Raw genomic sequence first — 20,430 nt, forward strand, 5'->3', positions numbered from 1 at the left:
TGAAGTACTTTTTAAGCTAACTATAGTAGCTGGCCAGCAAAAAATCAATAAACCCAAAGGAATTATACCTGTATACATATATTTTCCGTCCGAGCAATCTGTTAAAATATAGACAAGCTTTTTATAGATGGGAGGAATTCATGTGCCCCACCTCAGTCAAGAAGGTTTGCAGGAACTGCTGACCAAAGCAAGAGAAGCAGTACGTGCCAATAACCAAATCCCCCCTGTTTCCTTAAGCCTGGAAGAGCAAGAACTATTAAAAACTGTGATTCCCATGCAATTGGGGGAAGAGAATGCCAAGAAAATGATGCTTTTAGTTACCGAAATCCGAGAAGGCAAGCGCCCACCACTTTCTGATGAGGAAAGACTTGAAATGAACCAAAAGAATATGGAAGAAACTTTAATTAACTTCCTCACCAAATTAACCACTACTACTGATGAGGAAATGAATTCTGTCCTGGAAATGTGTGAGTGCATCCGCACCAGTCGCTATGGTCAATAGGTTTATCACACAGTCTTCAACCACCGACTAGCCTATTATTTAGCAAAAGCACTTTGCCGCTTGTCAATACCCAAGACTAAAGGCCGCTGGCCTAACTGCTAAATAGGGAGAGTTCGCTCTCCCTATTTATTTTTTATGCTACTCCGCTTCCTTGATCCGACTCATAAATGTATTAATTGCCATTGCATCCTGTCCCAAAAATCCGGTGGATAGAATTTCTCCGTTACTAAGCCTTCCCACCACAGAATAATAGCTTTGTTTTTTTAGCCCCTTGTCCATTAAACATCTCAAGCAGCACACAGTAAATAGCTCCGAATGAACTTTTTTAAAGATCACACCTTTTTTAGTATCCTCAATTACCCAAAAAATCTGCTCTGGTTTTGGCTGCTTACAATATACACATTCTAAAGGCTCAGCCAAAATTTGCAACAGCTTTTCCTCTGCTTTACGACGTTTGCTTTCCCAGTTCTTTGCTATGTAAATAATATCATTAATCTGCAACTCTTTATTCATTCCAGTCCATCTCCCTCCTTATTTAGAGAGTTCTAGTTTATTAAGACGTAATCCTACATCATATTGACTTTAAATAATCTTTATCATAAAATCAATAATGATAATAATCCATGATGAAATTTTTTCTTGTGTTATATAAAATACTATGATATCATATCATTTGTTGGCTCAAAAAATGTCCCAGTAGCTCAGCTGGATAGAGCAACGGACTTCTAATCCGTAGGTCGGGGGTTCGAATCCCTCCTGGGACGCCACGAAAATCAAGGACTCTAGCGATTTCGCCAGAGTCCTTTTTCTGTGTAAGGGGAACAACCTCTAGTTATTTTTCGACATATCGTTACAGGAGATAAATTGGAAATATCATGCAAGCTTATCACGTACCGTACATCAAACATACGTTCTGTAAGGATCAAAACAAAAGCACCCGGTTGGGTGCTTAATTTATTGACATATTAAAAGTCTGATAGTCTTTATTGTCAAACATATTTTTGTAGAACGATAATTTTAACGTATCGCTTTTGCTATCTAGGCCAAAAATCATATCAGCGGTGCATGTGGCCCCAGAGGGTATTTTTTGGGGGTACTTATTTATTGTGTTTGGGTAAGTATATCCAACATTTCCATCTTTGTCAAAAACTTTAAAATACTCATCAAATATATAAACATCTTCGCTATTAGAAATATTCTTGTAAGAATAATTGATATTTACAACTTGGGCGGGCTTTTTGTCGCTGTACTGGTTTCTTTCGGACATAGTGGTGACTTTGTTAATCTTTAGTGTATAAAGCACTTTACCACTTTGATCTTTTATAGCAATTTCGTCATTTGACAAGGCTGGGGCTGTACTGGCTGCAGGAGTTGTACTAGCTGCGGGGATTGTACTTGTTGAAGGGCCAACCGTATGCTGTGCACCATTAGAGTTAATTACTACTGCATTCTGAGCAATATCCCATTCGACTTTGGCACCTAGTCCCTCGGCCACGTATTTAGCCGGTACCATAACCCGTCCGTTAATTAGCTGCGGTTTTACGTCCATTGATCCTGTAATGTTGTTACCGTTAATATAAGACTAATAGGGTTGCTGGCTGCAGCTATACCGGCAGTTGATAAAATAACGCCACAAATCAGACCTACAATAAATTTTTTGATTGTAATCCCCTCCTAAATTTAATAGATATCCTAATAATCTCTATTAATAATACTTTCGTCAACTGTTTAGGAATTTTTCGACATTATTTGTACATTACATATCACGTTGTCCCATAGCTTAATCCCCCACACCATTAGTATTACGGGTTGGTGCAATAAGCCCCGGCCATAATTTAAATATAATACGTAATTTTATCATTGCGTAAATTTCTGATAAAATCCTTGCATTCCGTCCTCAACGCTGCATGAACGTGTGAAATGAATTAGCAGTTTTGTAACAGTCTGCCGTCCCTATGCATTTCGATACAACTTTTACAATACCAAAGCGAACACTCCTATCATATTATATACAGAAAATAAATTTGGGGGCTTTAGGCAGTGGAAAAAAAATACAGGTTGAATAATGTTGTTTTTAATTATGCAGGAAGACCTCTGTTTACTAGAGAGAATGCATCGAACATAATTTTGTTTAATACTTTTAGCACAGTTCAAAGTAATACACCAATTTGGACACCGGCAACGGGTAAAGCAATCTTTCTGACGGCAGTGCAAGCTTCTTCAGTTTCCGCTTTAACTATTACCTTAAACAGAGGGGGAAACGACCCTTTTCTGTCAATTGTTTTGACATCTTCCTTTGCTAACTTTAGTCAAAGCTTTTCTTCTCCTATAAAATTTGTACAGAATGAAGTGATTTCTCTCAGTACCAGTGTCGCAGGAACAATATATATCACACTCCTGGGTTATGAAGTTTAACCTCGGTCAGAGCACTGAAAGGAGTTGTACATAGTAATGAATAATGCCAAGCGTAACAATACTATATTTTCCTTAGAAAATCAGCCTTTATTTACCAGGGAAGGTGCCTCTTATATAACCAAACATTATTCTTTTGGTATTTTATCTACAGAAGTACCACTCTGGACACCTTCACCCACAAAATGTATTAACCTTACGTCAGTGCAGGCATCAGCTCCATTGGGAGTGACATTAACGTTAAGCAGTAATGGTAATGCATTTTTTGCTTTAAGAGTAACATCACATTCTGCAGCCATAAGTCAACAATTTCCTTCCGAATATAGATTTAAGCCTAATGATGCTATTTCTTTACGTACCTCCGATGAAGAAAGGGCAACTGAAACTTCAGGTGCTTCGAATGCCACGCAGGTGGCCTATAATAGCCGCAGCGATTTTATAAATGTAGCCAACGCCACAGGACTTCCTAATATGCAATTTGCCACATTAAATTCAGCATTAATAACCAGAACCAGTGGCCGACTTGTGTTGGAATATAGTAACCTGGTACCATCGGCAAGCAGCCAGCTTCAAATCGAAAGCGTTAAAATAAATTTTTATTGCCGACTTTCCTTAACACTTGCCGTAGGCACCAGTTCTATGATTTATTACTGGCGGCCCGACCCCGCTGAAGATTGGATTCAACTTCAGCAGGAGAGCCTTTCCCTGATAGGCACTATTGATCATTTATCAGTCCCTATCCAGCAGGATATTACCACGGAAGTGCTGGCAGCAACTAATCCGTGGAATGTAATAAAAAACATGCAAACATCTTTTGTAGGTGGGCATACAGGTCTTGGACTAGGAAATACAATACAGCTGGATGCTGTGGTAATTGATATCCGCATGGTCGGTAAAAACGAGATTTCCCTCTTTGGTTCAGAAACGTAAACAGCTCTCGTATTTCAATGCGCTGCCTAGTCATAAACAACCACCTCCGCAGTATCTGGCTGAGAGTTAATACCTTTTGCGTACGCATTGATGTAAAAGGTGCCGTTGTGCTGTGAGATAAAATCAAATTCCGCTATGCCGTTTGTTGGGACCAATTCTGCTGTTTGTATAACTTCTCCATCTGATAGGATTTTGATAGCAATTGGAGTGTTTTGGTCTGTTAAATCTTTTTCCTCCCATGATACATGGCCCATATCACCGGTTAAATTGTACTGAGCCATTTTGGGCTTTAGTTATCTCACCTAGTAGGTCAGTTCCAAACTCCTGCCGTTAATACAAAAGAGCCAGGGGCGTAGCCCTGACTCTCACAACTTGACCGCCAATATTAATCTCTTTCATGTTTTACACCCCTAACGATCCGCGTTCGCGGTATTTATTCTTCGTAAGCTAGGCATTGCGAAATAGACCGGGTTATTTATATTGGCTTCATTGGTTTGTACATACGCTCGATGTCTTTCATTCTCTCCCTGCCAACGAAATTCTGTCGTAAACAGCCGCCAGTCATTGCTTATCACTCGCGTGCCATCCTCGGAGCCTAAAACGTAGTCATAGCTACCGCCGTCGTACGGAATAATAAAACGCGCTTCGACGTTATTAAATTCCGTCCCGTCTTTTCGAGCGTAATAAGACACCCGATATAGCTCTCCCGGTATCAATTCCACAGTTGTTGTACCGTCTAGCCAAGTCCAAGGCTGCCATAGCTTTAACACACGGCCTCCGTGTTGCATCTGATCTAAAATTTCGAATTGACCTGAGGTAAGGGAGCCCCATGTGAAGGGAGTCGGATAGATGTTTGGCCCCTGCGCGCCAAACATCACATCGCGCCAAAAGTCATCTACAGTCCCGGTATTTCCTTGCATCAACCAGAGGTCATAAGCGGAGGCTCCTGCCGGACCAGGTTCGCCCTGAGGACCTTGTTTTCCTTCCAGATTTTTCACATCTGTGATTAACTGCTGTAAAATGGGTAATTCGTTCGTACTCTCAATCGCCTCGTCATTCAGAAGGGCTTTCCGAACATAAAAACTAAAGCTAGTTGTTGTAAGCAGCTTTGCTCTATCCATATCCAGCAGTCTTACTTCAGCCTGCACCAAACCGGCTGCTGCGATCGTGTTTGTTTTTAGAATACACGTTATTTTTCCATTGACGGTGTCCGTGATGTTTACTCCGTTGGCCAGATCCTGAATAACAATTGTGCCGTCAGGTTTTGCGAAAACAATTTCGACGCTCAGTTCTGATAGGTCCACAGGATTATTCATATCTCTAATTGAGATGTCCAGAGTGCAGGTTCCGATATCCCCCTGCACAAATTCGATAGTAGGAGCAGGCACAATCACAGCCTTTTCGCGCTTTATACCCAGAGAAAGCTCGTATTTTTTTAACAACATTTTATTCTCCTTCCAAACAAATAGTAGTCATTAGCATGTAACATCCACTGGCTAAAAGGAACGCCATCACCGTTACTATCCTTCTTAAAGTTGCCATCCTTCCCTAGCAAGTTAACCAACTGCCGCCCCTTAAACTTCGGCTTTAGCTGTGATGCCCTGAGTGCGTTTAGAACGCTTAGACCGTGAGGCAAGGTAACGGATTGTTTACTGTCGGTTTTTAATTCCTGCGTGTAGTCGGCCAAATGGGTATCAAGGACCGTCTTTTGGGCGGCATTTTGATCTATCAAATCCAGGTTTCGTTATACGCCTGCCGATTGAAAACTTCACAGTGGCTTTTTAAGTTCTAAATTTGGTGTTGTTGTAGGCATTTATTTCCCCCTTATCTTTTTTAGAAGTAATCTTCATACAAAGAATAACCCTGGTAGCTGTGTCGCTACCAGGGTATAAAGAGGACATATTAATTTGGGTTATTCTCGACCAGCCCCATACCATTAGAGCATAATAAACTAAGGAACCGATTACTATCTGCAACCATTGTGGAGCGTAGCATCTGTTTAGGGCAGCCACTACCAGAACCACTTCGGAGATGGTGATCAGTTTCATGTAATGATAGCACTAGCTCTATCTATTGGAATTCGCGCGGTGAATTAATGGGCCTTGGCAACATTGTAAGTAGCCAATTGGGCCATGCAAACATAGCGACCACAGGCGACATACACGTCCACGCCTTAAAGTCTGTTGATAAGGAAATAGCTAAAAATGGATCAATTCTTTACCCTGAATAAACCAATATCCAAAAAAGAGCAGGCTTAACCTTGCTCTTTTTTTGCACTTACAGAAGGCTTTAATTGATGTTTTCTGATGTTTAACGACACAAGATAACATCTAACAATAACCAATAATACCCAATAAAAAATTTACTAAACCATATGATTACTGACTTATCCAGGTTTCGCCTAACTATACCAAATCCACGGTACCGCACTTCTAATCCGTAAGTCGGGGGCGCCAATTCCTCTTAGACACGCTACAAGTCCACGTCTCGTAATAAAATCTACCTTTCCGAATATCTTCATTTTGCATTGAACACATAATAGTCCTATGTTAAATTTAAAAGGATAATACAAAGCCTCATTCTGGATCATCTCCCCTACTCTAAGAGAAGATGCCGTGAGAGGGGAGCTGTCTGCGATGTTGTTCGAAGCAAGAGAGTGCACAAGGATTTATTCGTCATGACAACTCGTAACAACGGGTTACCATATTATAAAGCTCCTGCCACCAGCCGCCATAGTAATGAAGCATGAGGAGGATTTTATACTTTGGACAATGTCGATATCATTAATATGCTGCTGGTTTTATCCACATTGGTGATATTATGTTTCTTATTGTTAGTCGCAAAAAGAACGCCAAAAAAGCAAATTCATTATGCCGTTTTAAGTATGACGGCCAGCATTCTCCTATGGAATGTCGCAGTATTATTGCATTTGACTTTTGACAATGTCCCATGGATATTGGCAATTTGTGAGCGACTGTACTTTTTGGGTACGATTCTCGTATCAATTTCAATATTATTTACCGGGTTAATATTTGCTCGAACCAAAATAAAATTTACATGGAAGCATGCACTGCTGTTTGTCGTTCCTGTTATCTCTATTGTGGTGCTGCTTACGAATCAGAGTCATCACTTGTTTTATACTGTCTTTAGCCTGATACCCTCCAAGCAAACTTTTGGTATCTATTTTACTATACATACGATATATTCCTATTCGTGTATAGGGATTGGTTTGGCCTATCTCGTGATTTTTTCCATAAAAAATTATGGTGTTTTCTCCAAACAATCCTCGCTAATAGTTATTGGAATTATGATTTCGCTAATCATTGATGCGATCAGCACATTTAAGATCTTTGATTGGTCAACGGCAATCGAAAATATTGCCTTTGCTGTGACCATTAGCTTTTTTATTATAGCTACGGTAAAGTTTGATTTCCTGAACGTAATACCCATCGCCTTGCAAACGGTTGTTGATTTGATTTCTGACAGCTACGTGGTGATTGATGAGGATTTTAAAATCATTGATTACAACAAAGCTTTTGTAGGCGGTTTTACCGGGGTATCTAGAAAAATCGGCATTATGGCAGTAATCAAAAAGAATTATGGCGATCTCGATGTTAAAAGGTTCATGGACTTTCTGGGCGAAGCAGTTCATGATCAAAAAAAAGTGAGCTTTGAAATGCCTAAGCCCGTGGGTGAAGCCATTGCCTATTATATGGTGAAAATCACACCTATTTATGTCAGCGGCAATCATATAGGAACTATAATTTTAAAACAGAATATTACTGAGCATAAAAATAATTTGAAGGAGGTTATGCAGCTCAATGAGAGGCTGCAGAGTCTGGCAACCCGAGATTGGCTGACGCAGTCTTATAATAGATATTTCTTTGATGAAAGATTACAGCAGGAGATTGACCTCGTAAACAGACTGCAGGCATATGGTCAAGAACCAGACAAAAGCGTCAAAAATTTTGGCTTAATCATGTTTGATATAGACTATTTTAAAATCTATAACGATAATAATGGACATCTGGCAGGAGATGAGCTTTTACAAACAATCGTTACGGTTGTTAAAGAGGCGTTATATCCGACTGATATATTATGCAGATACGGTGGAGAAGAGTTTGCCGTTATTTGCTGCCATACCTCAGAGAAAGGGATTAAAATAGCCGCGGAAAAGATCAGAAAGACTGTGGAAGATTATGCTTTCAAGTTTCAGGATAAACAGCCGGGTGATAACCTGACAGTTAGCATTGGCGCAGCATACTATTCAACAGCTAACATAAAAAGGGAGGAGTTAATAAAAAGAGCTGATAATTGTCTGTATTTAGCCAAAAGCAGCGGCAGGAATAAGGCTGTTTTTGATGCATAAACAGACACATGGACTTTACGGAATATGGACACTAACAAATCTTAGAAAATCTTTTTATGCAGCAAAGTACGTTATTATGATTTAAAATGCATCACACAGATAACCCAGTCTGTATTTGCCTAACAGTAAAAAATTTTTTGCATCATGACGCCATATAAACTTAGGCATTGCAAGGGTTTGCGATGTCTTTTCTTGTTAGTGGAAGTAGCGAATTGATGTTTATACAGATAACTAAGACTTTTACTTATTCCATCTCTCAACCATACTCTTAAGCAGACCTGATTATCTATTCTAGAATGGCCCAATGAGACTTGGTGTTTTAAGTCTATGAATAATGTTCACATTTACTACAAAGAAACCTGCAACCAACACCTAAATTATTAAGTTGCTCGCCCAAAGTTCCATTTCTCTACTGCACTTTGGGCAAGCAAGTGGTATAACAGCAAAGATCAGTATCTAATGGACTTATATATTAGAATTTTCATGAAAATTGCCACAACTTATGATTGCAAACATACAAAGCAAAGTATATGATTTTATTATAACTATAAGTTGAAATAAGTATGTTTTCTTTCTCAATAAAGTTACTTCCAGTCTTTGAAAAGTTTATTATTTGACTTCAATATGCCTTGATTCATTACAAAGCCGAGAGTTTCAAAATCATTGTAAAGAAGTATATCTTAAAGGCGTATGCCCAAGATATCTTGCCAATATAAATAACAATGATTGATGAAAAGGAGGTTCTAATGTATGAATGAGAAGGAAAAGAAAAAATTAACTACCGTTACGGGTGCTCCGGTTCCTGACAATCAGAATGCGATGACGGCAGGGCCAAGAGGTCCTATGCTGCTCCAGGATGTATGGTTTCTTGAAAAACTTGCCCATTTTGACCGGGAAGTAATCCCGGAAAGAAGAATGCATGCGAAAGGGTCTGGAGCATTCGGTGTATTCACCGTAACACATGATATCACAAAATATACAAAGGCAAAGCTCTTTTCTGAAATTGGAAAGCAAACAGAAATGTTTGTCCGCTTTTCAACCGTTGCAGGTGAACGCGGTGCTGCCGATGCAGAACGCGACATCCGTGGTTTTGCTATGAAGTTTTACACCGAAGAAGGAAACTGGGATCTCGTAGGCAACAACACCCCTGTCTTTTTCCTTCGTGATCCACTAAAGTTTCCTGACCTCAATCACGCAGTAAAACGCGATCCTCGCACCAATATGAGGAGTGCTAAAAATAATTGGGACTTCTGGTCTTCCCTCCCTGAAGCACTACATCAGGTCACCATCACCATGAGTGATAGAGGTATCCCTATATCCTATAGACATATGCACGGTTTCGGCAGCCACACTTTCAGCATGATCAATGCGAAAAATGAGCGGGTATGGGTCAAATTCCACCTAGTTACTCAACAAGGTATAAAAAATTTGACTGATGCAGAAGCTGAGGCTATTATTGCAAAGGATCGTGAAAGCCACCAGCGCGACCTTTATGAAGCAATTGAATGTGGTGATTTTCCTCGCTGGAAAATGTTCATCCAAGTAATGACAGAAGAACAAGCTAAAAACATGCCATATAATCCTTTTGACCTTACAAAAGTCTGGTATAAAAAGGATTTCCCACTTATCGAAGTAGGATACTTTGAATTAAACCGAAATCCAGAAAACTATTTTGCCGATGTTGAGCAAGCTGCTTTCAATCCTACTAGTGTTGTTCCTGGTATCGGTTTCTCACCAGATAAAATGCTGCAAGGACGCCTTTTCTCATACGGTGATGCCCAACGATACAGACTTGGTGTTAATCATCATCAAATACCTGTTAATGCGCCAAAATGCCCAGTCAACAGCTACCACAGAGACGGCCAGATGCGAGTTAATAACAATGCTGGCAGCACAATCGGCTATGAACCCAACAGCTACGGGGCATGGCAGGAACAATCTGAATATAAAGAGCCTCCACTTGAACTAAGCGGAGCAGCCTATCAATGGAATTTCCGCGAGGACGATGATGACTACTACACCCAGCCGGGGCTTCTTTTCAGGCTCATGAATCTGGAACAACAGCAAGCACTTTTTGATAATACGGCCCGTGCCATGGGTGATGCGCCAAAAGAGATTAAAATCCGGCATATTGGCAACTGCCTAAAGGCTGATCCAGCCTATGGGAAGGGTGTTGCAGAAGCGCTCGGCATATCGCTGGACGAAGTTAAGTAAAAAACTTCCCCCAGATAAGAAAAATTCTATGAAGAGACTGGTAAGGGCTGCAAGGTATTATCCTGCAGCCCTTATTCTATCTTTTTGACGGTCCAGGCTATTCCCCTTTGCCTCAGAAACCAATAGGGTGACCCATATAAACAAAGGGTCCAGGACATACTATTCTTGTTATACATAACCCAAGAATAATCTTAAAATGGAAGAGTGAAATTATGAAAATTGCAATCATTGGAGCCGGACCGTCTGGACTTGCTTGTGCTATTGAGTGTGAAAGATTAGGAATCATACCAGATATTTTTGAAAGAGATAAAAGTATTGGTTGGATATGGCCTTCAATTACCGTAGACTTAAATATCTTTGATCAAGATACGGGAGATGTTAACAATTATTTATATAAAAAACTTGGTATTAATCTGTTACCCCTTCACAAATGCCATAGTATTACACTAAAATCACCGAATAAAGAAACTACGGTCAAGGGGGAACTAGGTTATTTCTATGCAAGAGGAAAGGATCCAAGCTCAATCGAAAATCAATTAATAAAGAAACTGGAAAAAACACCTATACATTATAATAGTCCCTCTGATTATAAAGAATTATCCAAGAAGTATGATTATGTAGTAGTCGCTACCGGTATGGATACAACAGCCAAAGAACTCGATGTCTGGGAACAAACGGGCTTTGTTCATATGTACGGAGGTTTGGCCTTAGGCAAATTCACAAAAGGTACTTCAACCCTGTATTTTAATACCGAGTATACGGGAACAGGCTATGCCAGAGTAACCCCATACAATTCCACCCAAGCGTTAGTGAAATTATATCATTTTAGTTGTGATCAATCTAATATAGATAGCCTTTTTACCAGGTTTTTGGAGATGGAAAACCTGGCTCATTTGCAATTTCTTTTTAAACTAACGCCTCCCATGTTCTCTATAGGAAAGGTAAAAAAATTTAAAGTAAACAATGTCTTACTGACTGGTCGGGCTGCTGGCTTAACAGAACGGCTAGTGGGAGTTGGTGCCTCCTTTGCCATAGCGAGTGGGGTATATGCTGCAAGAGCCATCATTAAAGGTAAAGAATATGAATCATTAGTGAAACCTTTGCAAGACCACGTTGAGAATATATCTGCTTTTAGAGATACCATGAAGAATATCGATAATGAGGGATTTGATCGGATCGTCGCAACATTAGGAACCCCCGGGATAAAGCAGGCCGTTTATAATACAGGAGTAAATTTTGCGGATATTGGTGGGGTAGTTCTAAAAAATATTAATAAATTACTACGTTGACAGAGTTATTTCCACCTTAGCATTTACAACTAGCGCCCGGAAAGAAAAACAGTCCATTGCCAGACTGTTTTTTGAAGGAATCCATAGCAAAAAACTGGTCAACAGTAGCCATTACTTAACAAAACCGCTTGACCTTTACTGGAAAGCTTATGGGGAGCAGAACCTACTTACTACGGCCCATCATCATACCTAAAATAGCAGACACCTCGGATTTGATTTCTTGTAGGCCATAAGTAGTACTGGTTACTTCAGTTCGAATATCACTGATAGTGGTCTCAATAAAGGAAACTTCCGACTTGATTTCGGAAAGACCAAAGGTGGGGCTAAAAACAGCGCGGCCAATATTAAAAAGATAAGCCTCACAGCAGGCAATTTGCTCCTTTAATTCACCGATACAATCAATGACATTCTGAATTAAAGCGGGGTCGAAACAACAGGCCGGTAGACGATCATCACAATCACCACGATTGTTATTCCACGGATCACAATCGTACTGTTTAGCGGAGTACTTTAATGTGTTCAGATTTTCTTGTTCCCGTGACTTTCTACTCAATAGCAAAACCTCCTTTTCCAACCATAATATTCCTTACTCTAATCTAATGTGACTGGTATTATGGATTGCTATTCCCCCTCTGCTTGCTATAAATTTTGATTAAATTGCTTATGCCCTATAGGGTGCAAGCCCAAGTCATGTTAGTCTGAAAGTGAAATAAAGCCTCCTGTGGTAGATTGGAACTAACTACCACAGGAGGCTTTATTTCACTTATCTTACGATTTGCTACTTAACGTCTCATACCTCTTAGACGTTGTACCCTCTCCTCAATGGGTGGGTGAGTACTGAACAGCCTCGCCAGAGAAGCCCCAGACAACGGATTGATAATAAATAAATGAGATGTTGCAGGATTTACTGTCATCGGCACTCGCTGGGCCGCGGATTCCAATTTTAATAGGGCGTTGGATAAACCATCCGGCGAACCGGCAATTTGGGCACCGGTAGTATCAGCCATATATTCCCGGGAGCGGGAAATAGCCATCTGGATGATCATCGCTGCAATGGGGAAGATGATAGCCATAATCAGGCTGCCTACCACTCCACCACCACCTTCTTCGTCGTCGCCACGACCCATACCAAAGATCGCACCCCACTGTAGGGCGCTCCCCATCATACTGATGGCACCGGCCAAGGCAGCAGCAATGGTTCCTACCAATACATCCCTATTTTTAATATGGGCCAATTCGTGCGCTAATACACCTTCTAACTCTTGCGGGTTTAAGATGCGTAGAATTCCTTCGGTCACCGCCACTGCTGAGTTAGCAGGGTTACGGCCGGTGGCAAAGGCATTGGGCTGATCCGAAGGTTGAATATACAATTTAGGCATTGGTAACCCTGCCCGCTGAGACAATCGCCGCACCATTTCATAAAGCTCCGGTGCCTCTGCTTGGGAAACCGGATAAGATCGGGTCATTTTAATGGCCAGTTTATCACTATAAAAGTAACCAAAGAAGTTCATACCCATTGCAATAATAAAGAAAAGCATTGCACCACTGCTACCACCAATAGCATTCCCCATCAGCACTAGTAAAACAGACAGGGCTCCCATTAAAAGCCAAGCCTTTAAAGTATTCATTAAATTCCTCCCCATAACCAGTCTATTTTGAGATAGCCAATTTTATAGATAAGGCGCTACCTCGCTGAGGTAAAGAATTAACGACTGTATAAGAACCATACTTTGCGTTAAAACCTGTCGACTGACTACTACCACCTGGCCGGACTCCAGATTGCTAACCAGAGGCTGTAACTCTGCCAGTTGGTTCTCTAACTGTTTAAATTGTTCTTTAAGATAATGGAGATCCAAACCTGCCGGTCTGCCAATGATCTCTTTGGTTCGTAGGATATCTGCCAGGGCATTCATGCGTTCCTTAATTTCATCCAGGGTTAGACGCTGGCTTTTCATGCTTTCAATCAGCTTTAAACGTTGCAGGCAGTCTTCCGTATAGTAGCGATAACCCGACCCAGAGCGTTCCGGTCTTAAGAGGTCCAAATTGGTATAATAATCAATGGTCCGCCGACTAACGCCTGCCAGTTCTGCTAACTCGCCAATTCTGTATTTCTTCAACTCCCCAAGTCTATCACCTCCCCATTATTATACAAGATTACCAGCAAAGTGTACAGTTATACGTTTTAGTGTGAAAAAAATATAAAAAGAGAGAACCAACCTCTGCATAGCTAGTTGGTTCTTCCCTTGTTTTTATTCTATCGTAATTAAGCCACCGGTCTATCTTCACACATCTGGTCGTTCAATATATTTAACCGGATACGATTAATACGTAGTCCCTGCATTTCAGCCACTTCCAGCTTGTGCTCTGGCAATTCGACAACATCACCCACTTTGGGGCGTTTACCCAATCTGCCAAATACAAAGCCACCCAGGGTATCGTACTCTTCCTCTTCGCCCACCGGTAATTTAAACATTTCTGAGGCTTCTTCCAGCAACATCCGACCATCCACCATAAAGGCACCATCTTTAATCGGAGCCACTTGAGGAAGTTCCTGGTCGAATTCATCCTGAATTTCGCCCACTAATTCCTCTAATACGTTTTCCATTGTAATGATCCCACTGGTACCACCGTATTCATCCACTACTAACGCCATTTGTTGGTGATTTTGCTGAAATTCCCGTAGCATGTGATCCAGGGAGACCCCTTCGGGCACCATCATGATAGATCTCTTAACCTTATCAATGGTAGTTCCCTTTTCCAATCGAAACAAATCCTTGATGTGTACTAAGCCCACCACATGGTCACTGTCTCCATCCATTAGAGGATAGCGGGTGTGCTCGGTTTGGCGGGCGATAGCCAGATTCTCTTCCAGGGTTTTCTGACGATCCAAAAAGATTACCTCTGGCCGAGGCACCATTACTTCCCTGGCAACCCTATTTTCCAAGTTAAACACATTCTGGAGCATGCGCCATTCATTTTTATCCAAGTGACCGCCTTTATAACTTTCGGATACCAGCATCTGCAATTCTTCCTCACTGTGACTTTCTTCGTGCTCACTGGCAGGCTGTACACCGATACAGCGTAAAATCCAGTTGGCTGTACCGTTAAACACCACAATGCCAGGGTAAAAGACAACGTAAAATACGCGCATGAAGCCAGCTAGCCACAAGGTCACACCTTCCGCCCGCTGTATGGCCAGTGATTTTGGCACCAACTCACCAAAGACCACATGCAGAAATGTAACTAGACTGAAAGCAATGATAAACGAAATGGTATGAACCGCCGCTGTAGATGTTACTCCAAGGGAATACAGAACAGGTTCTAAAAGTTTGGCTACCACAGGCTCACCTAACCAACCTAGCCCCAGACTGGACAGAGTAATACCCAGTTGACAGACGGATAGGTAGGCATCGATGTTGTTGACACAAGTTTGAGCAACTTTGGCTTGACGGTTTCCCTCCGCCACCAGTTGGGCGAGGCGGGTGGGTCGGACCTTTACAAAGGAAAATTCTGCTGCGACAAAAAGACCGTTTAAAAAAACCAAAAATACAGCCAATAAAACCTGCAGTGCCAAGAGCATACTGAATGACGTGTCGTCACCCATAATGATGGGACCACTCTCCTTTAATATAATATAATCTAAAAGCGGGTTCCCCCGCTAACTAATGTTTATTCTAACAAATTTGCGTTTATTAATAAAACCAGCGAAAAGAGACTAAACAACCACTTTCGGGGATATGGCTGAAAATTTTATATTTTACCAATCTGGAGTTTCTTTTTTCTTTATCAATCGGCTACTCTCTATATATTTGGGTCCTATAAGATTGCCCGTAAACTGTAATTGTTAAAGTGTTAAATTTCCCCAACCTCATTCTTACAAAAAAATGACAAATTTCAAATTCTTGGAGGATTTTATTGTTGAAATATTCAATTATAATTTTATCTGGAAAAAAGTAAGGTGATGCCTGTGTCATACTCAAACCTCTTCATGGAAAGCAGAAATATATTATTCATATTAGATAAATTAGGACGTATTTTAGAAGCCAACCCGTCGGCTCAAGAAGCCTACGGCTATAGCCAGGAAGAATTTTTATATTTTACGATTTTCGACTTGTGTGCTGTTAAAATGAGTACTACTATTTACCAGCAAACTCCGCAAGTTATTGAAGAAGGAGTTCTGTTCGAAACCATGCATCGGCGAAAGGATAAAAGTACCTTCCCCGTAGAAGTAAGTTTCAAAAAATTTCACCTACAGGGGAAACACGTAATTCTTAGCAACATTCGTGATATTAGCCGGTTGAAAGAAACTGAGTGTTCCCTTAAGCAATCAAACGAAGAACTAATGGCCACCATTGAAGAACTAACCGCCGCCAATGAGCAATTGTTAGCTGCCGAGGAAGAATTAAGACAGCAGTATGATGAATTACAAAGCAGCCGGGATGTGTTAACCACCTTGAATCAACAATTGACAGAAATTATTGAATTTTTACCCGATGCTACCTTTATTCTAGATAGGGAACAAAAAGTAGTTGCCTGGAATCGTGCCATTGAAGAAATGACCGGCATTTTAAAAGAAAAAATTATCGGCCAAGGCAACTATGCCTACAGCGTACCTTTTTATGGCCAGCCAACCCCTGGGTTAATCGGTGTATTTATGCAAAATAACACTAACCTAAGCAATTATCAAAATATAAAGCGGTACGGTAACATAATAACCGGGGAAGTCTTTGCTCCGGCACTTTATGACGGTAAAGGGGCTTATCTGCAATTGAAAACTTCCTTACTTTCTAACTCCCAGGGTGAGACAGTGGCTACTATTGAATCCATCCGCGACATTACCGAATCTAAACAAGCGCAAAAGGCTCTAATAGAAAGTGAAGCCCGTTTTCGCAGCTTGTCCGAAAACGCTCTGGATATGATTTATCATATCAGTTTCATTCCTAAGCCTCACTTCTCTTATATTAATTCTGCAGCGAAAAAAATCACTGGTTATCGACCTGAAGAATTCTATCAAGACATAAATGTCCATAAAAATGGTATATACCCGGAGGATTGGCCTCTGGTGGCCAGTGTTTTTGATGGCCAGTTTCAAGTTAAGTCAACCCTACGGTGGATACACAAGGATGGCCATCTTGTTTGGTTAGAGATATTTCGTGTACCCATTTATGACCTTAGTGGCAAGCTGATTGCTATTCAAGGCATTGCCCGGGATATTAATGAACGGAAAGAGATAGAAGAAAAGCTTTTATATCTTAGCCAGCATGACACTATCACAGGTCTTTACAGCCGAAGCTTTTTTGAAGAAGAAATGGAGCGTTTAGAGCATTGTTCGAAACCCGTCGGCTTCCTCATGATTGACTTAGATGGACTTAAATTAGTAAACGACACCTTTGGTCATAAAGCCGGTGATCAAATGCTGATAGATGTGGCCAATATACTGGGAAAGTGCTGTAAGAAGAACCACAGCTTGGCTAGAATCGGTGGGGATGAGTTTGCCATTTTACTAACTGACTGCTCTAAAGAAGACTTAGCATCCTACTCGCGCAGCATTAAGCAGTCTCTCAAGCAATATAATAGAGAAAATCCGGGGAAACCCCCACTAAGCCTATCCATCGGGTCTGCTCTCCGTGAAAATAGTTCAAAAAAAATGAGTCAGCTCTTTACCGAAGCAGATAATAGCATGTACAGAGAGAAATTGCACCGAAATTCCAGTTCGCGCAGCTCTATTGTTAGTGCCATGATGAAAGCCTTAGAAACCAGGGACTTCATTACAGAAGGACATGGCGAGCGAATCGAAACCCTGCTGAAAAAAATAGGGAAAAGGATGGGACTAACAGGCAGCCAAATCTTTGATCTACGTTTATTAGCACAATTTCACGATATCGGCAAAGTTGGCATTCCCGATAGAATCCTCTTTAAACCGGGTCCTCTAACAGCAGATGAACGGAAAGAGATGGAACGCCACAGTGAATTGGGCTATCGAATTGCCCAATCTGCACCGGAATTGTTGCCCATAGCTGATTGGATTCTCAAGCATCACGAGTGGTGGAACGGCAAAGGGTATCCTCTGGGGTTGAAAGGTGAAGAGATTCCTCTGGAATGCCGTATCCTTGCTATTGCCGATGCCTATGATGCCATGGGTAACGATAGACCCTATCGCAAAGCTCTCCCTCATTCAGCTATTATAGAAGAGCTTAAACGTTATGCTGGCAGTCAGTTTGACCCGAAATTAGTTACTTTGTTGGTAGAAATTATTGAAGAGGAGCTTTAGGTTAAATACTTTCGGGACAGAGTCTTTTAGGCTCTGTCCCTCATATTTTCATTGCTTTCCTAATATAGATAAGTTAAAAGCAAAAAAGGGTGATAAAAATCATGAAACACTCCTTAGGAAAATATCTTCTTGTTCTTTTTATCCCGGCCAGCATTGTCTTGTTAGTTATTTCCGGTGCTGATTTTGAAAATGTTTATGAAAACATCCTTCTTATCGTAACCCTAGTAGGATTGGTGTATATAAGGAGATTAAAGAGTAAGCCTTTACTGATTGGTTGGTGTATTTTCACCCTCGGGGTTACCTTAGATTTTCTAGATCAGTTTATCAAAATCCCAGATTTTCTAGAACTCTACTTGGAGGAACCCGCCTTGGTTATTGGCTTAGCCATAGCGGTTTATAGCTTTTATCAAATGGCCAAAAAACAAAAAGTACATACTTAAAATCACAAGTTGCAGTTCCTTACATCAGGTGTTTTTATTTGACACAATTAAATAACTGTGTTAACCTATAACAAATCTTAGTAAAGGGGGGATTGTTTAGATGTCCAAAGATTTAATCAACAAAATTCTGGAAGATATTGGCTTAGAAGAAATAAGTCTTTCAGAGGAAAAACAGCATACGGAATAAAGAATCGAAGGCGGTACTAACCCAATCGCCTTCGATTCTTTGTTTCTAAGACTTTTCCACTGGCTGCGGTAAGGGCTTACCCAAATAGTAACCTTGGGCGTAATTTATGCCTAACCCTCTGATAATTTGCAATATTTTTTCATTCTCTACAAACTCGGCTATAGTCTTTTTACCCAACGCCCCGGCCACCGTGTGAATGGCTTGCACCAGAGCCAACTGACTGGCATCTTGGTCAATATTGCGGATATAAGATCCGTCAATCTTGATATAGTCTACAGGCAGGGAACGAAGATAATGGAAAGAGGTAAAACCAATACCAAAATCGTCTAAGGCAAAAAAACATCCCAAATCCTTCAGCCTATTAATCCATTTTTCCACCCAGACAAAATCCTTCACTGCCACCGTCTCGGTAATTTCAAAGCCCATCCGGGATGGCTCCACGCCACTCTGAATGATGGTCTCTTCAATTTCCTGCAGGAGTTCCTCATCCCCCAAACTTGTCCCGGAAAGGTTTATGAATAATTTAAGACTGGGGATTCTTTGCAGAGTTTTTATGGCGTTTTGCACCACCCACCGATCAATCTGGGGCATGATCCCAAATTGCTCTGCAGGGGGTATAAACATCCCCGGAGCAATCAGTTTACCCTGCGAGTCCTTTAACCGCACTAATACTTCGTGATGTGTTATACGATCTTCATGATCAACCACCGGCTGAAAGAACAGTACAAAACGCTCATCACGGAGACCCGACCGGATGAGGCCAAGTACTTCATTAATTTTACGAAGATTTATTACAGATTCTTCATTGGAGGAGGCCAATACTACCCGGTTTCTTCCCGCTGCTTTGGCAGAGTGTAACGCTAAATCTGCATGGGAAAGAAGTCTTTTCATATCCAAAGAACCATCTATTTTCATTACTCCGATACTAATCGTTAAGTTAAGACAGTTCTCTGTTTTTATCACACATAATTCTTCCTTCTCCACTGCCTCTCGCAAACGTTCAGCCATTTTTCTGGCCTGCTTTACAGTAACCCCCTCTAGAATCACTGCAAATTCGTCTCCTGCCAGTCGAGCAAAGTAATCCTCGGGGCGAAGATTAAACCGCACCACCGAGGCAAGATGCACTAAGTAATGGTCTCCCACAATGTGCCCCAGGGTATCGTTGGCCAGCTTGAAATGATCCACTCCAATGATTAGTAAGACACTGTTCTCACCATTTTTAGCCCTATCCAAAACTTTTTTTAAATATTTCTCCAGTGAGTAACGATTTGGGATGTTAGTAAGTGCATCATGGGTGGCCAAATATTCCAGTTGCTCCTCCACCAGCTTCCGCACCGTAATATCTTCTACCATCGTGATAACATGCAGTGGTTTCCCGGAGGTATTGTGAATGAGGGAAACAATCGTTTTAGCCCAGATAATCTGGCCATCCTTCCGAATATATCTTTTTTCCATATGAAAGGAATCATATTCTTCTGCTAATAGTCCACCAAGTAACTCTGCGCTTTTAGCAACATCATCGGGATGAGTAATATCTGTAAGGACGATTTGAGAAAGCTCCTCCGCATTGTAACCAAGCATTTGCTGCAGAGCGGGATTACTTTCCTTTAAAACCCCATGCATATCGGTCAGAAAAATGCCAATGCCCGCCTTTTCAAAAATCGTCCGAAATTTTTCCTCACTAATCCTCTGCTCTTCTTTAACCGCTTCAATTTCGCCATAAACAGTCATTTTGCCAAGCTCCCCCTGACTGACCAGGTTTGTTCGAACAGTAACTTTTCTTGATCCTATTTCTACTTCGACACTAGCCAGAGAA

General features: G+C 41.1%; 19 protein-coding genes and 1 tRNA gene. 9 read left to right on the forward strand and 11 right to left on the reverse strand.

The annotated features are described in order from the left end of the window. Positions 1 to 142 precede the first annotated feature (142 nt). Positions 143 to 502, forward strand: coding sequence for a hypothetical protein (locus BUA78_RS12080; protein ID WP_072914834.1), 360 nt, complete (start codon positions 143 to 145; stop codon positions 500 to 502). A 138-nt stretch (positions 503 to 640) separates the two neighbouring features. Here BUA78_RS12080 and BUA78_RS12085 read toward each other — a convergent pair whose 3' ends face one another. Continuing rightward, complete coding sequence (locus tag BUA78_RS12085; protein ID WP_072914837.1) at positions 641 to 1,015, reverse strand: hypothetical protein; 375 nt, start codon at positions 1,013 to 1,015, stop codon at positions 641 to 643. Positions 1,016 to 1,192: 177 nt separating this feature from the next. Here BUA78_RS12085 and BUA78_RS12090 point away from each other — a divergent pair. Then, a tRNA-Arg gene (locus BUA78_RS12090) sits at positions 1,193 to 1,269 on the forward strand. A 182-nt stretch (positions 1,270 to 1,451) separates the two neighbouring features. On the opposite strand, the gene BUA78_RS12095 is transcribed toward BUA78_RS12090, so the two are convergent. Next, a complete protein-coding gene (locus tag BUA78_RS12095; RefSeq protein WP_338011616.1) occupies positions 1,452 to 2,078 on the reverse strand; it encodes a stalk domain-containing protein in 627 nt (208 codons plus the stop codon). A 464-nt stretch (positions 2,079 to 2,542) separates the two neighbouring features. Between BUA78_RS12095 and BUA78_RS12100 the strand changes: the two genes are divergently transcribed. Continuing rightward, positions 2,543 to 2,917: a hypothetical protein gene (locus BUA78_RS12100; RefSeq protein WP_072914841.1), complete on the forward strand. Its 375-nt coding sequence runs from the start codon at positions 2,543 to 2,545 to the stop codon at positions 2,915 to 2,917. Between the two features lie 36 nt (positions 2,918 to 2,953). Further along, positions 2,954 to 3,844: a hypothetical protein gene (locus tag BUA78_RS12105; RefSeq protein ID WP_072914843.1), complete on the forward strand. Its 891-nt coding sequence runs from the start codon at positions 2,954 to 2,956 to the stop codon at positions 3,842 to 3,844. 26 nt (positions 3,845 to 3,870) lie between these two features. Here BUA78_RS12105 and BUA78_RS12110 read toward each other — a convergent pair whose 3' ends face one another. The 4 genes from BUA78_RS12110 to BUA78_RS12125 form a co-directional block, all read right to left on the reverse strand. Then, complete coding sequence (locus BUA78_RS12110; RefSeq protein ID WP_072914844.1) at positions 3,871 to 4,125, reverse strand: hypothetical protein; 255 nt, start codon at positions 4,123 to 4,125, stop codon at positions 3,871 to 3,873. A 129-nt stretch (positions 4,126 to 4,254) separates the two neighbouring features. Next, positions 4,255 to 5,289, reverse strand: coding sequence for a BppU family phage baseplate upper protein (locus tag BUA78_RS12115; protein WP_072914846.1), 1,035 nt, complete (start codon positions 5,287 to 5,289; stop codon positions 4,255 to 4,257). Next, a complete protein-coding gene (locus BUA78_RS12120; protein ID WP_072914848.1) occupies positions 5,280 to 5,576 on the reverse strand; it encodes a hypothetical protein in 297 nt (98 codons plus the stop codon). The genes BUA78_RS12115 and BUA78_RS12120 overlap by 10 nt, the downstream gene beginning before the upstream one ends. A 49-nt stretch (positions 5,577 to 5,625) precedes the next feature. Next, positions 5,626 to 5,892, reverse strand: a complete 267-nt coding sequence (locus BUA78_RS12125) for a hypothetical protein (protein WP_072914851.1) — start codon at positions 5,890 to 5,892, stop codon at positions 5,626 to 5,628. Between the two features lie 716 nt (positions 5,893 to 6,608). Here BUA78_RS12125 and BUA78_RS12130 point away from each other — a divergent pair. The 3 genes from BUA78_RS12130 to BUA78_RS12140 all read left to right on the forward strand — a co-directional run bounded on the left by BUA78_RS12130 (position 6,609) and on the right by BUA78_RS12140 (position 11,716). Beyond that, positions 6,609 to 8,213: a histidine kinase N-terminal 7TM domain-containing diguanylate cyclase gene (locus BUA78_RS12130; RefSeq protein ID WP_238456816.1), complete on the forward strand. Its 1,605-nt coding sequence runs from the start codon at positions 6,609 to 6,611 to the stop codon at positions 8,211 to 8,213. 750 nt (positions 8,214 to 8,963) lie between these two features. Beyond that, positions 8,964 to 10,427 carry a catalase gene (locus BUA78_RS12135; protein WP_072914854.1) on the forward strand — a complete coding sequence of 488 codons (1,464 nt, stop codon included), beginning with the start codon at positions 8,964 to 8,966 and terminating at the stop codon, positions 10,425 to 10,427. 212 nt (positions 10,428 to 10,639) lie between these two features. Next, positions 10,640 to 11,716, forward strand: coding sequence for a flavin-dependent monooxygenase (locus tag BUA78_RS12140; RefSeq protein WP_072914856.1), 1,077 nt, complete (start codon positions 10,640 to 10,642; stop codon positions 11,714 to 11,716). Between the two features lie 163 nt (positions 11,717 to 11,879). On the opposite strand, the gene BUA78_RS12145 is transcribed toward BUA78_RS12140, so the two are convergent. From BUA78_RS12145 to BUA78_RS12160, 4 genes are all read right to left on the reverse strand, one after another. Continuing rightward, entirely contained in the window at positions 11,880 to 12,269 is a 390-nt protein-coding gene (locus BUA78_RS12145; RefSeq protein WP_072914859.1) for a hypothetical protein, read from the reverse strand. Positions 12,270 to 12,498: 229 nt separating this feature from the next. Continuing rightward, positions 12,499 to 13,344 carry a zinc metalloprotease HtpX gene (locus BUA78_RS12150; RefSeq protein WP_072914861.1) on the reverse strand — a complete coding sequence of 282 codons (846 nt, stop codon included), beginning with the start codon at positions 13,342 to 13,344 and terminating at the stop codon, positions 12,499 to 12,501. Positions 13,345 to 13,386: 42 nt separating this feature from the next. Next, the gene (locus BUA78_RS20870) at positions 13,387 to 13,833 is read right to left on the reverse strand and encodes a MerR family transcriptional regulator (RefSeq protein ID WP_072914863.1); all 447 of its coding nucleotides are present in this window, start codon (positions 13,831 to 13,833) and stop codon (positions 13,387 to 13,389) included. A 146-nt stretch (positions 13,834 to 13,979) separates the two neighbouring features. Then, positions 13,980 to 15,320 carry a hemolysin family protein gene (locus BUA78_RS12160; protein ID WP_072914866.1) on the reverse strand — a complete coding sequence of 447 codons (1,341 nt, stop codon included), beginning with the start codon at positions 15,318 to 15,320 and terminating at the stop codon, positions 13,980 to 13,982. Positions 15,321 to 15,683: 363 nt separating this feature from the next. Here BUA78_RS12160 and BUA78_RS12170 point away from each other — a divergent pair, with 363 nt between their 5' ends. Both BUA78_RS12170 and BUA78_RS12175 read left to right on the forward strand, forming a co-directional pair. Continuing rightward, the gene (locus BUA78_RS12170; protein WP_072914870.1) at positions 15,684 to 17,987 is read left to right on the forward strand and encodes a PAS domain S-box protein; all 2,304 of its coding nucleotides are present in this window, start codon (positions 15,684 to 15,686) and stop codon (positions 17,985 to 17,987) included. Positions 17,988 to 18,088: 101 nt separating this feature from the next. Further along, positions 18,089 to 18,427: a hypothetical protein gene (locus BUA78_RS12175; protein ID WP_072914873.1), complete on the forward strand. Its 339-nt coding sequence runs from the start codon at positions 18,089 to 18,091 to the stop codon at positions 18,425 to 18,427. 232 nt (positions 18,428 to 18,659) lie between these two features. Here the strand turns inward: BUA78_RS12175 and BUA78_RS12180 are convergent, their stop codons facing one another. After that, positions 18,660 to 20,345, reverse strand: a complete 1,686-nt coding sequence (locus BUA78_RS12180) for a putative bifunctional diguanylate cyclase/phosphodiesterase (RefSeq protein ID WP_072914875.1) — start codon at positions 20,343 to 20,345, stop codon at positions 18,660 to 18,662. Between the last annotated feature and the right edge of the window lie 85 nt (positions 20,346 to 20,430).

The sequence above is a fragment of the Desulforamulus aeronauticus DSM 10349 genome (assembly GCF_900142375.1).
GTDB lineage: Bacteria > Bacillota > Desulfotomaculia > Desulfotomaculales > Desulfotomaculaceae > Desulfotomaculum > Desulfotomaculum aeronauticum.

Bases quoted from the DNA above. Each gene is read 5' to 3' on its own strand.
- BUA78_RS12085 (WP_072914837.1), bottom strand. From the start codon at position 1,015: ATGAATAAAGAGTTGCAGATTAATGATATTATTTACATAGCAAAGAAC.
- BUA78_RS12105 (WP_072914843.1), top strand. From the start codon at position 2,954: ATGAATAATGCCAAGCGTAACAATACTATATTTTCCTTAGAAAATCAG.
- BUA78_RS12110 (WP_072914844.1), bottom strand. From the start codon at position 4,125: ATGGCTCAGTACAATTTAACCGGTGATATGGGCCATGTATCATGGGAG.
- BUA78_RS12115 (WP_072914846.1), bottom strand. From the start codon at position 5,289: ATGTTGTTAAAAAAATACGAGCTTTCTCTGGGTATAAAGCGCGAAAAG.
- BUA78_RS12125 (WP_072914851.1), bottom strand. From the start codon at position 5,892: ATGAAACTGATCACCATCTCCGAAGTGGTTCTGGTAGTGGCTGCCCTA.
- BUA78_RS12135 (WP_072914854.1), top strand. From the start codon at position 8,964: ATGAATGAGAAGGAAAAGAAAAAATTAACTACCGTTACGGGTGCTCCG.
- BUA78_RS12140 (WP_072914856.1), top strand. From the start codon at position 10,640: ATGAAAATTGCAATCATTGGAGCCGGACCGTCTGGACTTGCTTGTGCT.
- BUA78_RS12150 (WP_072914861.1), bottom strand. From the start codon at position 13,344: ATGAATACTTTAAAGGCTTGGCTTTTAATGGGAGCCCTGTCTGTTTTA.
- BUA78_RS12160 (WP_072914866.1), bottom strand. From the start codon at position 15,320: ATGGGTGACGACACGTCATTCAGTATGCTCTTGGCACTGCAGGTTTTA.
- BUA78_RS12175 (WP_072914873.1), top strand. From the start codon at position 18,089: ATGAAACACTCCTTAGGAAAATATCTTCTTGTTCTTTTTATCCCGGCC.
- BUA78_RS12180 (WP_072914875.1), bottom strand. From the start codon at position 20,345: ATGACTGTTTATGGCGAAATTGAAGCGGTTAAAGAAGAGCAGAGGATT.